A 14,100-nucleotide genomic window follows, 5' to 3' on the forward strand; every position below is an offset into this window, starting at 1 on the left:
TCCGCGGGGGGTACCGGACGATTTCTCTGCATGCTACGCCAGCGTTTCGTCCGGGCCCCCGGCTGTCCACAGGCTGTGGAAACTCCCGGCCGTGGCGACACCTGCGGGCCGGGGGCCTCTTTATCCTGTGGGCAGGGGCTGCCTTCTGCGTGATGATCGTCCCATGGCAGACGGATACGAGCAGGTGCGCGACGAGGCGACGGACGGGCCGCAGGGCCCCGGCGGACACGGGGAAGAGGAACCCGATCCGCAGCGGCTGCGCCGCATCGCCGCGTGGCGGCAGGCCCGAAGGCTCCTGTCCCGGTCGCCGGTGGACCGCTCGCTCGGCGAGCAGCTGGCGTCCCTGACCGCGGGCGCGGCCACGGTCACCGATCCCGGCCGGCCCGCCGACATCTACGGCAACGGCATCGTCGCCGATCTTGAGCAGCGGATCGCCGGACTGCTGGGCACCGAGGCCGCCGCGTTCTTCCCGACCGGGACGATGGCGCAGCAGGTCGCGCTGCGCTGCTGGGCCGGGCGCACCGGCAACCCGACGGTGGCCCTGCATCCGCTCGCCCACCCCGAGGTGCACGAGCGCGGCGCACTGTCCGCGGTCACCGGGCTGCGCACGGTCCATCCGACGACCGAGCCGCGGCTGCCCACGGCGGACGAGGTCCGCGACTTCGCGGAGCCGTTCGGCACCCTGATGCTGGAGCTGCCGCTGCGCGACGCCGGCTTCGTCCTGCCCACGTGGGAGGAGCTGGAGGCCGTGGTGGCGGCGGCTCGCGAGCGCGACGCCGTGGTGCATTTCGACGGGGCGCGGCTGTGGGAGTGCGCCTCCCGCTTCGGGCGCGAACTGCCGGAGATCGCGGCCCTCGCGGACAGTGTGTACGTGTCGTTCTACAAGACCCTCGGCGGAATCTCCGGGGCGGCGCTCGCCGGTTCGGCCTCGCTGATCGACGAGGCCCGCACCTGGCGGCACCGGTACGGCGGTCAGCTCTTCCAGCAGTTCCCGGCGGCGCTCGCCGCGCTGATCGGCCTGGACCAGGAGCTGCCGAAGCTGCCGTCGTACGTGGCGCAGGCGAAGGTGGTGGCCGCCGCGCTCGCCGAGGGGTTCGCCGAGGCCGGTGCCGGGTGGTTCCGGGTGCACCCGGAACCACCGCACACACACCAGTTCCAGGTCTGGCTGCCCTACCCGGCGGACGTCCTGGAGGAAGCGTCCCTGCGCCAGGTGGAAGAGACGGGCGTGGCCCTGTTCCGCCTGTGGCACCCGGCTGCCGCAGGCCCGCCCGGGGTCTCGTTCACGGAGGTCACGGTGTCGGAGGCGGGGCTGGAGTGGACCGCGGCGGACGTGAAGGCGGCCCTGGGCGAGTTCCTGAAGCGGGTGGCTCAGCAGTCGTGAGGCGCGCCGGACCGGTCGGCAGACGCCCCGGCCGCTCCGGCGCGCGCCCCGTTCGACGCCGACCGCCGACTGCGGCTGCGGCTGCGGCTGCGGCTGCGGCTGCGGCTGCGGCTGCGGCTGACCGTGCCGCGCCGCGCCGCGCCGGACGGGACCCCGTTCCGCCCGGCGCGCGGTTCACCGCGCCGGCCGCCCCGATTGACGCCGGCCGTCAATCGGGGTTCGGGCCGTCCCGCTCACCCCGCACCATGGACGGGTGAGCGTAACCATCGACATCGCGGGGCTCGACCCCGGCCGCGTCATCTTCGAGACCTCGCCCCTCGTCGAGCTGGGGGTCGCCCTGCACGCGCTCTCCGAGCCGGGGCACCACCCCGGGCTGCACGGCTGGGCGACGGCCACCACCACCTCCCTGGAACCGGACCTGGCCGACCGGCTGCACGAGGCCGAGTTCCTGTGGCGGAACACGTTCTCGGACATCTTCATGCCGTTCGCCGGCGTCCTCGGCGGCAACGGGAGGACGGGCGCCGACCTCTCCGAGGACCTGGACATCCTGGACCGGCTGGACGACGAGCGGTTCGTCTCCGCAGCCCTGGAGTTCACCTGCGCCAACCTGTACGGGACCGGCGCGGCCTCCCCCCTCCACGATCCCGGCATGCGGGACCGGGCCCTGGACCTGGCGGCGGCGCGCGGCCCGAAGCAGGTGGAGTTCACCCAGCGGCTGCTGGCCGACCCCGCCCCCGTACGCCTCTGGGTCCGGCGCCTCTTCGAGGACTGCGACCAGGCCTTCTTCGCCGACAACTGGCAGCGGGTGCGGGTCCAGCTGGTGGCCGACGCGCGGCACAAGACGGATCTGCTGCGGCACAAGGGGCTCGCCGAAGCCGTGCGGGCCGTCTCTCCCGCGCTCTCCGTCGACGAGAACGGCGAACGGATCAGCGTCGACAAACTGACCGAGGGCTCGACCGACGCCACCGATCCCTCGGTCGGTGCGGGGCTCACCCTCATCCCGACCAGCTTCGGCTGGCCGCACCTGATGGTGCTGCACGCCCCGGGCTGGCGACCGGTGATCCACTATCCCGTGCACCGGCCGGAGCTGCCCTCACCCGCCTCCGTGGAACAGCTCCAGCTCAGGATGGAGGCCCTGGCCCACCCGATGCGGATGCGGCTGTGCCGCAACATCGCCCGCTCGCCGTACACGACCGGCGAGCTCGCCGACACGAACGGGATCACAGCCCCCGAGGTCTCCCGCCACCTCACGGTCCTCAAGAAGGCCGGCCTGGTCACGACGCGGCGCCGCGGCCGGTACGTGCTGCACCAGCTGGACCTGACGGTGGTGGCGCGGCTCGGCAGCGACTTCCTGGAGGGGATCCTGCGCTGAGGCAGGGGCGGTGCGGTGCGGCCGGGGGGGGTGCGGCCGACCGGCAAGGGGGCAAGGGGCGGCGGTCCGGCCGACCGGGAAGGGCAGGCGTCGCGGGGCCAGGTCGGTGCGGCCGGCGGTTCGGCCTGGGCGGTGTGGCAGGCGGTTCGCCCGACGGGGAAGGGCAGGCACTCCGACCGACCGGCAAGGACCGGCGTCGCGGGGCCTGTCGGTCTCAGTCGAACCGGATGTGGCGGATGCCGGTCCAGGCCCGCCGCACCCGGTGCCGCAGCGCGCTGTCCGTGTCCGGCAGCAGGGTGAGGCCCGCCGACGCGGCGATCCGGTCGGCGACCCGGGGGACCGTCAGCCGGTCGGTACGGATGTGCTCGGCGAACTCCGGGGCCGCGAGCCGCTCCAGGCAGTGGTCCAGTCCGGCGACGGCGAAGCTCTCGCGCCTGAGCCCGCGCCCCAGCCCTCGTTCGCGCAGGCGTCCCAGCACCGTTTCGCGCTCGGCGAGCAGGGCGAAGTGGTGCACCGCGTACCCGTCCTCGCGCAGCCGCCCGACGATCTCCGCGAAGTAGCCGGCGTCGACCAGGGTCATCGGAGCGATGACCGTGCCGGGATGTCCGCGCAGGGCGAGAGCGAGCATGTCGTGCACCCCCTGCCGCCAGGCCGGCAGATCCTGGAAGTCCCCGCGCAGCGCGGGCGGCAGCGTCCGGTGCAGCCCGAAACCGACATGCTCGGGATCGCAGACCACGCTGCCGGGCAGCCGACGCCGCAGCTCGTACGCCGTCTGTGTCTTGCCGCCGCCGAACGGGCCGTTGACCCACACCAGCGCGCCCATCGCTCAGCCCGCCCCGCCCCCGGCGCGCACCAGCCCGGTCTCGTACGCGAGGACGACGACCTGCACCCGGTCGCGCAGGCCCAGCTTGGTCAGGATGCGGCCGACATGCGTCTTCACGGTCGCCTCGGAGAGCACCAGCCGCCCGGCGATCTCGCCGTTCGACAGCCCCTGGGCCACCAGGAGCATCACCTCGCGTTCGCGTTCGGTGAGCTTGGCGACGTCCTTGTGCTGCGGTTCGGCCGTGCCACTGGGCAGCATCGACGAGAAGCGGTCGAGCAGCCGGCGGGTGGTGGACGGGGCGACGACGGCGTCGCCGCTGTGCACGGAGCGGATCGCGGCGAGCAGTTCGCCCGGCGGCACGTCCTTGAGCATGAAGCCGCTGGCCCCGGCCTTCAGGCCCGAGAACGCGTACTCGTCGAGGTCGAACGTCGTCAGGATGAGCACCTTGGGCGCATCGGGCCGGGCGCAGATGCGACGGGTCGCCTCGACGCCGTCCAGCCTGGGCATGCGCACGTCCATCAGCACCACGTCGACTGCGGTGGAGCGGAGGTTCTCGATCGCCTCCGCGCCGTCGCCGGCCTCGGCGACGACCTCCATGTCCGGCTGTGCGGCAAGCACCATCCGGAAGCCGGTACGCAGCAGCGCCTGGTCGTCGACGAGCATTACGCGGATCGCCATGGGGTCCCTGTCTCCTGTTTCGTTCTGCGGTCGGTTTCGTCCTGACGGAAGCCGGCAGGGCCCTTCGTCCGGACCGGGCTGGGGCTCGTCCGGACGAGAGGACCTAGTTCGCGGCCTTGAGCGGCAGCAGCGCGCTGATCCGGAATCCGCCGCCGGGCCGCGGTCCGGCGTCCAGCGTGCCGCCGACCATGCCGACCCGTTCGCGCATGCCGATCATGCCGTGGCCCGCGCCGTCGGCGCCGCCGTCCTCGTACAGCTCGTGCGCCGCACCCCGGCCGTCGTCCTCCACCAGCAGGCCCAGCCCGTCGTCGAAGTAGACCAGCCGCACGCTGGCCCCGGCGTTCGGGCCGCCGTGCTTGCGCGTGTTGGTCAGGGCTTCCTGCACGATGCGGTACGCCGTCAGCTCCACTCCGCTGGGCAGCGGGCGCGGGGTGCCCTCGATCTTGAAGTCGACGGCCAGACCGGCCGCCCTGACCTGGGCGATCAGGTCCTCGATCTGCCCGACGTCGGGTTGCGGGACGTACTCCCCCGTCTCCGGGGCGTCCCCCGTGCGCAGCACCCCCAGCAGTCGCCGCATCTCCGCGAGCGCCTGGCGGCCGGTGCTGGAGATGGTCTCCAGCGCCTGCCGGGCCTGGTCGGGGGCCGCGTCCATCACATAGGCGGCGCCGTCCGCCTGCACCACCATCACGGAGACGTTGTGCGCGACGACGTCGTGGAGCTCGCGGGCGATACGGGCCCGCTCGGCCGCCACCGCGACCTTCGACTGCGCCTCGCGCTCCCGCTCCAGCCGGGCGGCGCGCTCCTCCAGCTGATCGAAGTAGGCCCGCCGGGTCCGCATCGAGTCGCCGAGCACCCAGGCCAGGACGAACGGCACCGTCATCACGACGACGAGGAACACCGACTCCACCCAGCCGCGCGGCGCCCCCTCCTGCTCCGGCCAGCGGAGCTGGGAGAGACCCGCCGCACACAGGCTGCAGGCCAGGGCCAGCCGGGACGCCCAGCGTTCGCCGACCGTGGCCACGGTGAAGGTGATCACCAGCATGGCGAAGTTCGCGATGGTCGGTCTGACCCCGATCACCAGCTGGGCCACGCCCGTCGCGATGGCGAGCAGCAGCATCTTCTCCGGCGCGCGCCGGCGCAGCGCGACGACGACGCAGAGGGCGATGACGACCGGGACTATGGCGATGCGCTCCGCGCGGTCACCCCGCCCCATGTCGCCGACCACGATCGTCATGCCGGAGATCCCGAGGAGGAAGACGGCCCAGAAGCAGTCGACGCCCGTCGGGTGTCTGCGGATGAAGTCGTAGAGGCGCTGCACGTAACCCAGCGTAGGGAAAGCCAATGGGTGCGTGGGTCAGCCGAAGGACCGATCCAGGTCCGGAGACCGTACTCCCCAAGGTGGAGACTTGGGAACGTGACGGATGAGTGGCGTGGGTGGCAGGAGGCGGCCGAGACCGCTTTGTACGGGGACGAGGGGTTTTACCGGAGCCCCGAAGGGCCCGCCGGACATTTCCGTACCTCCGTGCACGCCTCCCCGCTGTTCGCCGCGGCCGTCGCCCGGCTGCTGGTCGGAACGGCCGCGGAACTGGGGACGCCGGACGTGGACCTGGTGGATCTGGGGGCGGGGCGCGGAGAGCTGTTGACGGGCGTGCTCGCGGCGCTGCCGGCCGAGGGCGGCGACGGTCTCACGGTGCGGGCGTACGCCGTCGAGCTCGCCGCCCGCCCGCCCGGTCTGGACCCGCGGGTGGAGTGGTGCGCCGAGCCGCCGCAGGGCGTGCGCGGGCTGCTGTTCGCCAACGAGTGGCTGGACAACGTGCCGGTGCCGGTCGCCGAGACGGATCCGGACGGCGTCCGGCGGTACGTCCTGGTGCGGACGGCGGACGGCGCGGAGCGGCTGGGCGAACCGGTGAGCGGGGCGGACGCGCGCTGGCTGCACCGCTGGTGGCCGTCGGCGGGGCCGGGCAGCAGGGCCGAGATCGGCCGACCGCGCGACGAGGCGTGGGCGGGCGCGGTCTCCGCGCTGACCGCTGGGCTCGCGGTGGCGGTGGACTACATGCACGTACGGGAGGAGCGGCCGCCGTTCGGCACGCTGACCGGCTTCCGGGCGGGGCGGGAGGTGCGCCCGGTGCCGGACGGCAGCTGCGACCTCACCTCGCACGTGGCCCTGGACGCGTGCGCGGCGGCGGGCGGCCCGGGCGCGGAGATCCGCACCCAGCGCGAGGCGCTGCGGGAGCTGGGCGTCAGCGGTGAACGCCCGCCGCTCTCCCTGGCGTCGGGCGACCCGGCCGGATACGTGCGCGCCCTGGCGTCCGCGGGCCAGGCCGCGGAGCTCACGGCCCGGGGCGGCCTGGGCGATTTCGGCTGGCTGACGCAGCGGGTTCCGAGCCTCGCCGACGCGCATTCGAGCCCCTGCGGCGCTTGAGGAGCGGGGGTCCGGGGGCAGCGCCCCCCGGAATCGGGCCCGCAGGCAATACTGTCCCCCATGACGGAGACGACAGTCGGCATCGGCGGCGCGGCGGAGAGCACCGACATGGTGCTCAACATCGGCCCCCAGCACCCCTCCACGCACGGCGTGCTCCGTCTGCGCATCGTCCTGGACGGCGAGCGCATCCAGCACGCCGAACCGGTCATCGGCTACATGCACCGCGGCGCGGAGAAGCTCTTCGAGGCGCGCGACTACCGGCAGATCGTGATGCTCGCCAACCGCCACGACTGGCTGTCGGCGTTCTCCAACGAGCTGGGCGTCGTGATGGCCGTCGAGCGGATGCTCGGCATGGAGGTGCCGGAGCGCGCGGTCTGGACCCGCACCCTGCTCGCCGAGCTGAACCGGGTCCTCAACCACCTGATGTTCCTCGGCTCGTACCCGCTGGAGCTCGGCGGGATCACCCCGGTGTTCTACGCGTTCCGGGAGCGCGAGGAGCTCCAGGCCGTGATGGAGGAGGTCTCCGGCGGCCGGATGCACTACATGTTCAACCGGGTCGGCGGCCTCAAGGAGGACCTCCCGGCGGGCTGGCTCGGCCGCGCCCGGGACGCCGTCGCCTCGGTCCGCTCCCGGATGGACGTCTACGACAAGCTGGTGCTGGGCAACGAGATCTTCCGGGGCCGTACCCGCGGGGTCGGGGTGCTCTCGGCCGAGGCCGTGCACGCCTACGGGGTGTCCGGGCCGATCGCCCGTGCCTCGGGTGTCGACTTCGACCTGCGGCGCGACGAGCCGTACCTCGCCTACGGAGAGCTCCAGGACACCCTGAAGGTCGTCACCCGTACCGAGGGCGACTGCCTGGCCCGGTTCGAGTGCCTGCTGGACCAGACGCACAACGCCCTGGACCTGGCGGACGCCTGCCTGGACCGGATGGCCGATCTGGCGCCCGGTCCGATCAACCAGCGGCTGCCCAAGGTGCTGAAGGCGCCCGAGGGCCACACCTACGCCTGGACCGAGAACCCGCTCGGCGTCAACGGCTACTACCTGGTGTCCAAGGGCGAGAAGACCCCGTACCGGCTGAAGCTCCGCTCCGCCTCGTTCAACAACATCCAGGCGCTCACGGAACTGCTGCCGGGCACACTCGTCGCCGACATGGTGGCGATCCTGGGGTCGTTGTTCTTCGTCGTCGGCGACATCGACAAGTAGCGCCGCCCGACCCGGCCCCCCGGGGCGGCTGCCGCCCGTTCCGTCCTACGAGATCGCGCTGCGCAGCTCCGCCACGTCCAGCTGCTCGGTCTCGTCGTGCGCGGTCAGGTCGATGACCTTGCCGACGGCCCGGTTCTCGGCCGCGCCCGTACGGTGCGCGGCCAGCGCCTCCTCGCCCACCACGTCGGCGAGGTCCTCGTTCTGCACGGACTCGATCGCGGCGTGCGCCTTCTGCGTGCCGAAGAAGTCGAAGCTGCCCTGCGGCACCAGGTGACGGCGGGCCGCCGCGTACGGAACGACCGCGCTGGCGGCCGGCATCGGGCGCGGTGCGGGCAGGGCCTGGGACGGCCGGGTCGCGGGCAGGGCGGCCTGCGGGCGGCGACGCTGCTCGGCGCCCGGGCGGACGTCGGCCGCCTGCCCGGCGGCTGCCGGGGAGCCGGTGGCCGCGTGCTTCCCCTGCGGCTCCTCCGCCTCCCTGGCCCGCTCCGCGAGATCGCGCTTCCTGGCCTGCTCGGCGGTGCGCCGCGCCTCCTGGAGCGCCCCGTTGCGCGTGAGGTCGTCGAGGGCCTGGGCGGCGCGCAGATACGCGGACGGGGTGGGGGTGCTGCGCGCGGCGGGCAGTTCGCGGGGCGGCGCGGCCGCCTCCAGCGCGAGCTGACGACGGCTCTCCAGCACACTGGCGCGCTCGGTCTCGGCGTTGGCGTACCGCCGCAGCAGCGCGGCGTGCTCGCCCCGCAGCCCGGCGAGCTCCACACGCTTGCGGCGCAGCTTCGTCTCCAGACGGGCGCGCAGCTCGCGCGACTCCTCCAGATCGGCTTCCAGTTCCGCCACGCGTTCCTCGGCGCGCCATTCGTCACTGGCGCGGGCACGCGTCAGCTCCGCGACGCGACGGCCCGCCTCCCGGTCCCAGCTGCGCATCAGATACGCGCCGGTGACCGCGGCGGCCGCCGCGGCGGCGACCAGTCCGCGCAGGACCAGCGGCTCGGCGAGCAGCCAGGCTCCCGCGGCACAGAGGACCGCGGCTCCGGCGACGGCCGAAGGCGGAAGGATTCTGTGCAGAGGTGGCGAATGGCGGTGGCGTCCACGTGACATGGCCTGAAATTTACCGTGCGTACGGGCCGCTTGGGGGGCCGCCCGGCAATCTGTTCCCGGCCAGTTACCTGACGGCCCCTGAATCACTCACTCCACTCCTGCCGGAGAGAGTTCCCGTACGCCTTCCGGGACACTGCGGAGCTCGCCCCGCACGGCCCTTTCGGAGACTTGCGGGGCGTTGCCGGGCGTTCGCTACTTCTTGATCAGACCTTTCGTCTCCAGGTATTCCCTGGCCACATCGGCGGGCTTGGCGCGCTCGGCGTCGACCTTGCGGTTCAGCTCCGCCAGATCCTGAGTGGTGAGTGCGTCGGTGAGCTTGCCGAGGGCATCGGCGACGTCCTGGGCGCCGGCGTCCTCGGCATTGAGGACGGGCAGCACGTTGTCCGCGTTCTGGAGCTTCTTGTCGTCCTCCAGGAAAACGAGACCGAAGGTGTCCAGCACCGCGTCCGTGGTGGTGGTGAGGACCAGCTGGTCGATACCGTCCTTGACCGCCTGCTTGGACTGCGGGGTACCGACCCCCTTGGGGTCGATGCCGGTGACGTCGATGCCGTACGTCTTCTTCAGCCCGGGTGCGCAGAACGGCCGCACCTCGCACTCGTCACCTGCCGCGATCTTCACTTTGATCTTGGAAGCGCCGAGATCCGAAAGAGTCTTGAGCTTGTTCTTGTCCGCGAATTCCTTCGTGACCGCGAAGGCGTTCTGGTCGACGGCCTCACCGGCCGGCAGCACCTTCAGCCCGCGCGGGGTGGCGAGCTTCTCCAGCGCGGCGACCGTGGCCGCGGCGTCGCCCGAGGCGACCGGCTCGGCCTCGGCCGTCTTCGCCCCGTTCACCTTGGCGTTGAGGAATTCCGCGATCGTCGCCGCGTATTCCGGTACGACGTCGATCTCGCCCTTCTCCAGCGAGGGTTCGTAGAGTTCACGGTTCTTCACCGTGGTGACCGACGTGCTGTATCCGGCGTCGGACAGAACTCCGGCGTACAGCTCCGCGAGCACCTTGGACTCGGTGAAGGCGGCGGCGCCGACGACCAGCGAGCCCTTCTTCCCCGACCCCTTGTCCCCGGCGGACGCGGCGGATCCGTCCTTGTCCTTCTCCAGGCTGTCGCCACCGCAGGCGGCGAGCGAGCCCGCGAGCGCGACGATGCCGATGACCGCGCCGGCTATGCGCGAGGTCCTGCTCATGATGTTCTCCGTCCACGGCAACGAGGCCATATGCGATAAGCGGTAACGGTTGGTTGAGCCGGCCGGACCCTCATGCCGTCCGGCGGCGGCGCAGCGGTGACAGCAGCCGGTCGATGCAGACCAGGGCCGTCTCCACCAGCAGGGCGAGCGCGGCGACCAGCAGGGCGCCCGCGACCACCTGCGGGGTGTTGTACGTGTTGAAGCCGGCGGTGATGATCCGGCCGAGGCCGCCCTGGCCGACCATCGCGGCGATCGTCGCCGTGGCCACGACCTGCACCGAGGCCGAACGCAGCCCCGTCATGATCATCGGATAGGCCAGTGGGAGTTCGACCCGGAGGAAGAGCTGACCGCCCGACATGCCCATCCCCCGCGCGGCCTCCGCCACCGAACGGTCCACCTCCGTCATCCCGACGTAGGCGTTGGTCAGCAGCGGCGGCACGGCGAACAGCACCAGGGCGATGATCGTCGGTATGTATCCCGCGTTGCGCAGGGGCGAGACCATGAAGAGGGCCAGCACCGCGAAGACCGGGATCGCGCGCCCCACGTTGGAGATGTTGACGGCCAGCGCACCGCCCTTGCCGATGTGTCCCAGGTACAGGGCGATGGGCAGCGCGATGGCGCAGGACAGGGCGAGCGCCACGCCGCTGACGTACAGATGCTCGCCGAGCCGGTGGGCCACCCCGCTCTCCCCCGACCAGTTGGCGCCGGTGGTGAGCCAGGTCCAGGCCTCTCCGAGAACTCCCATGGATTCAGACCGCCTTCGCCGGGCCGGCCGCGCTCACGGCATCACGGGTGGCCGGTATTCGGGTCCAGGGGGTCAGCAGCCGCTGCACACCGAGCAGCAGCAGATCCGCGACCACCGCGAGCAGCACGCAGAGCACCGAGGCGGCCAGCACCTGGGCCTTGAAGAAGCTCGGCAGGGCGTCCTCGATGAGATTGCCCAGGCCGCCGCGGCCGACGATCGACCCGACCGTGGTCAGCGCGATCGTGGACACCGTGGCGATCCGTATCCCGGCCATCAACGCGGGCATCGCGAGTGGGAGTTCGACCTCCCACAGCAGGCGCACCGGGCCGTAGCCCATGCCCCGGGCGGCTTCCTTCGCCTCCTGCGGAACCGATTCCAGACCCGCCAGGATGTTCCGCACGAGAATGGTCAGCGAATAGAGCACGAGCCCGGTGACGACGAGCGCCGCCGAGAGCCCGAACAGGGGCAGCAGGAGCGAGAACATCGCCAGCGAAGGCACCGTGTAGAGCACCGTCGTCAGCCCGAGAACCGGTCCGGCGAAGTGCCGGCCGCGGCGGGCGAGCAGCGCCAGCGGAAAGGCCACGGCGATCCCGATCGTCACCGAGACCGCGGTGATCCAAATGTGCTGAACCGTCGCATCGGTCAACTCCTGGCTGCGGGAACGGAGATACTCCCCGCAGATCCAGTCGTTCGTCACCAGGCAGTTCTGTCCGGCCATCCGTCCCCCACCTCCCGATCGCCTCTCGTACTGATGTCCGGCGAGCCTATCCTCGACCACTGACAATCGCCGAGGCCGTTGTATTCCAGCAACACGTCCTTCACAGAACACGCGTCACAATGGGGAACCATGATCCGTTTCGAGCACGTCACCAAGCGGTATGCGGACGGCACGACCGCCGTCGACGATCTTTCCTTCGAGGTCGCCGAAGGTGAACTCGTCACGCTCGTCGGACCGTCGGGCTGCGGCAAGACGACCACCATGAAGATGGTGAACCGGCTGATCGAACCGACCGAGGGCCGGATATTCCTCGACGGGGACGACATATCCGCCATCGACCCGGTCCGGCTCCGGCGCCGCATCGGCTATGTCATCCAGCAGGTCGGCCTGTTTCCGCACCGGACGGTGCTGGAGAACACCGCGACCGTCCCCCATCTCCTCGGCTGGAAACGCGGAAAGGGCCGCGCCCGCGCCGCGGAACTCCTCGACCTGGTCGGACTCGATCCCTCCGTTTATGGTGACCGCTATCCGGAACAGTTGTCCGGCGGCCAGCGCCAACGCGTGGGTGTCGCCAGGGCATTGGCCGCGGACCCGCCGGTGCTGCTGATGGACGAACCTTTCGGCGCGGTCGACCCGGTGGTCAGGGAACGGCTTCAGAACGAATTCCTGCGGCTTCAGGCCCAGGTCCGCAAGACCGTGCTGTTCGTCACCCACGACATCGAGGAGGCCGTCCGGCTCGGCGACCGTATCGCCGTCTACGGACAGGGCTCGATCGAACAGTTCGACTCACCGGCCACCGTGCTCGGCGCCCCCGCCACCGACTACGTGGCCGACTTCGTCGGTGCGGACCGCGGGCTCAAGCGGCTCTCGGTCACCCCCGTCGAGGAGAGCGACCTCGACCGGCCGCCGGTCGTCCACCTCGACGACCCGCTGGCCAGGGCGACCGAGCGGCTGCGCGCGGACGGGGCACGGTGGGCCGTGGTGCTGGACGGCGACGGCCGGCTGCACGGCTGGATCCCGGCCGGTGACGCACTCACCGGCGCCGGGGGCACGGTCCGCGAGCACGCCCGGCGGATGGAGGCCTGGCTGCCCGTCGGCGCACCGCTCAAGCAGGCGTTCGCCACCATGCTCCAGCACGACGCCGGCTGGATCGCGGTCATCGACGAACAGGGCGAGGGCCGCTTCCTGGGGGTGCTCACCCCGGCCCGCCTCCACGAGGCACTGCGCCGTTCGATCAACGCGGACGACCGGGCCGTACCGCGCGCCGAGGTCGCCGTGGAGAGCGTCGCGGGCGTCGCCGGCGTCGCGAAGACCGCGGGGCACTGAGGCACCTCGCGGCGGGCGGCGGCCCTCCCCGGTCAGTTCTCGCTGAGCCGGCTGCTCATCCAGTCCAGGGTCGCGGGGATCTCCCGGCGCCAGGTGTTGAAGTTGTGCCCGCCGCTGTCGAGCACGATCGACGAGACCTGGGCGGGCCGCTTCACCTTGGCCACGAACTTCCGTGTGTCGGCGTAGTTCGACTCGCCCGTGCGGGACGTCGTCACCAGGAAGGACGAGTCGGGCTGCGGCCGGTGGTCCAGGAACCACAGGAGGTCGGCACGCTCGCGCGCCCCCTGGTCGCCGTGGAAGAGGTCACCGGTCGTCGGGTCCTCGGCCGCCTTGTAGTACGCGGAGAGTCCCGCGCTCGCCGTGAAGCGTGCCGGATGGTGCAGGCCGATCTTCAGGGCGCAGTAGCCACCGGTCGAGTTGCCGATGATGCCCCAGTTGCGGGCGTGCCGCCCGACCCGGTAGCCGGCCGAGATCGCGTGCGGCAGGTCGTCCGCGAAGAACGTCTCGGTCTTCGGTCCGCCCTTTATGTCCACGCACTCGGTGTCCCGGGGCGGTGCCAGGGTCGGTCGCAGCATCACCAGGATCATCGGCTGCGAGCGGCCCGCCCGGACCCGTTCGAGTGACGTCTTGGGGTAGGCCAGCCCCTTGATGAGGTTCTCCGAGGTGCCCGGGTATCCGGTGAGGACCACGACCGCGGGGAACCTCCGCCGGGCGTACGCCTCCTGGAAGTACTCCGGCGGCAGGTACACGTACGCCGAGGTCTCTATCCCCGATTGCCGCCCCGCGATCACGACCTTGTCGATCCGGCCGGCCAGGGCGGGCCGCGACCCTCCCGGTACGTCGGGCCGCTGCGTCCCCACCCGGACGATGTTCCTCTCCGCCAGGGTCCCCTGAGCGTGGTCGGTCACCACGCCCAGCTCCTGCTTCTGGCCGAACAGGTCGGCCCAGGAGCCGTAGAAGAGGAACGAGTTGTTGGCCATCAGGCCGACGGAGACGAAGACCGCCACCTGGGTGGCCAGCAGCAGCCCCACCCTGCCGAAGATTGCGGAGACGCTGCGCCGGGCGAGCCTCGGCCAGAACCAGATCGTGACGGCGAACAGCGCGACGGCAAGCACGATCGCCAGGATCAGAACTGCGTTACCGGTAAGGCCCATGACGGTT

At 71.7% G+C, this 14,100-nt stretch carries 13 protein-coding genes; 5 read left to right on the top strand and 8 right to left on the bottom strand.

Annotation, left to right across the window (positions count from 1 at the left end; genetic code table 11):
• Positions 1 to 163 precede the first annotated feature (163 nt).
• Together ABT025_RS23895 and ABT025_RS23900 are read left to right on the top strand one after the other, a co-directional pair.
• Positions 164 to 1,381, top strand: a complete 1,218-nt coding sequence (locus ABT025_RS23895; RefSeq protein ID WP_350998002.1) for a threonine aldolase family protein — start codon at positions 164 to 166, stop codon at positions 1,379 to 1,381.
• Between the two features lie 253 nt (positions 1,382 to 1,634).
• Positions 1,635 to 2,753 carry a DUF5937 family protein gene (locus ABT025_RS23900; RefSeq protein WP_350998004.1) on the top strand — a complete coding sequence of 373 codons (1,119 nt, stop codon included), beginning with the start codon at positions 1,635 to 1,637 and terminating at the stop codon, positions 2,751 to 2,753.
• Positions 2,754 to 2,967: 214 nt separating this feature from the next.
• Here the strand turns inward: ABT025_RS23900 and ABT025_RS23905 are convergent, their stop codons facing one another.
• The 3 genes from ABT025_RS23905 to ABT025_RS23915 form a co-directional block, all read right to left on the bottom strand.
• Positions 2,968 to 3,576 (bottom strand): AAA family ATPase, encoded by a 609-nt coding sequence (locus ABT025_RS23905; protein ID WP_350998006.1) that lies wholly within the window; start codon positions 3,574 to 3,576, stop codon positions 2,968 to 2,970.
• A gap of 3 nt (positions 3,577 to 3,579) precedes the next feature.
• Positions 3,580 to 4,254, bottom strand: coding sequence for a response regulator transcription factor (locus ABT025_RS23910; RefSeq protein WP_350998009.1), 675 nt, complete (start codon positions 4,252 to 4,254; stop codon positions 3,580 to 3,582).
• Between the two features lie 103 nt (positions 4,255 to 4,357).
• Positions 4,358 to 5,572: a sensor histidine kinase gene (locus tag ABT025_RS23915; protein ID WP_350998011.1), complete on the bottom strand. Its 1,215-nt coding sequence runs from the start codon at positions 5,570 to 5,572 to the stop codon at positions 4,358 to 4,360.
• 96 nt (positions 5,573 to 5,668) lie between these two features.
• Here ABT025_RS23915 and ABT025_RS23920 point away from each other — a divergent pair, with 96 nt between their 5' ends.
• On the top strand, positions 5,669 to 6,676 hold the full coding sequence (locus tag ABT025_RS23920; protein ID WP_350998014.1) for an SAM-dependent methyltransferase: 1,008 nt from the start codon (positions 5,669 to 5,671) through the stop codon (positions 6,674 to 6,676).
• A 60-nt stretch (positions 6,677 to 6,736) separates the two neighbouring features.
• Entirely contained in the window at positions 6,737 to 7,879 is a 1,143-nt protein-coding gene (locus ABT025_RS23925; RefSeq protein ID WP_136326460.1) for an NADH-quinone oxidoreductase subunit D, read from the top strand.
• A 45-nt stretch (positions 7,880 to 7,924) separates the two neighbouring features.
• Here the strand turns inward: ABT025_RS23925 and ABT025_RS23930 are convergent, their stop codons facing one another.
• The 4 genes from ABT025_RS23930 to ABT025_RS23945 all read right to left on the bottom strand — a co-directional run bounded on the left by ABT025_RS23930 (position 7,925) and on the right by ABT025_RS23945 (position 11,613).
• Entirely contained in the window at positions 7,925 to 8,971 is a 1,047-nt protein-coding gene (locus ABT025_RS23930; RefSeq protein ID WP_350998018.1) for a hypothetical protein, read from the bottom strand.
• Between the two features lie 192 nt (positions 8,972 to 9,163).
• The gene (locus ABT025_RS23935) at positions 9,164 to 10,150 is read right to left on the bottom strand and encodes an ABC transporter substrate-binding protein (protein ID WP_350998020.1); all 987 of its coding nucleotides are present in this window, start codon (positions 10,148 to 10,150) and stop codon (positions 9,164 to 9,166) included.
• Positions 10,151 to 10,220: 70 nt separating this feature from the next.
• On the bottom strand, positions 10,221 to 10,895 hold the full coding sequence (locus tag ABT025_RS23940; protein ID WP_350998023.1) for an ABC transporter permease: 675 nt from the start codon (positions 10,893 to 10,895) through the stop codon (positions 10,221 to 10,223).
• 4 nt (positions 10,896 to 10,899) lie between these two features.
• The gene (locus tag ABT025_RS23945; protein WP_350998025.1) at positions 10,900 to 11,613 is read right to left on the bottom strand and encodes an ABC transporter permease; all 714 of its coding nucleotides are present in this window, start codon (positions 11,611 to 11,613) and stop codon (positions 10,900 to 10,902) included.
• Positions 11,614 to 11,742: 129 nt separating this feature from the next.
• Between ABT025_RS23945 and ABT025_RS23950 the strand changes: the two genes are divergently transcribed.
• A complete protein-coding gene (locus ABT025_RS23950) occupies positions 11,743 to 12,939 on the top strand; it encodes a betaine/proline/choline family ABC transporter ATP-binding protein (protein WP_350998028.1) in 1,197 nt (398 codons plus the stop codon).
• 32 nt (positions 12,940 to 12,971) lie between these two features.
• Here ABT025_RS23950 and ABT025_RS23955 read toward each other — a convergent pair whose 3' ends face one another.
• Positions 12,972 to 14,093, bottom strand: coding sequence for an alpha/beta hydrolase (locus ABT025_RS23955; RefSeq protein ID WP_350998031.1), 1,122 nt, complete (start codon positions 14,091 to 14,093; stop codon positions 12,972 to 12,974).
• Positions 14,094 to 14,100 lie beyond the last annotated feature (7 nt).

This window comes from Streptomyces sp. NPDC002809, assembly GCF_040295435.1.
Classification (GTDB): Bacteria; Actinomycetota; Actinomycetes; order Streptomycetales; family Streptomycetaceae; genus Streptomyces.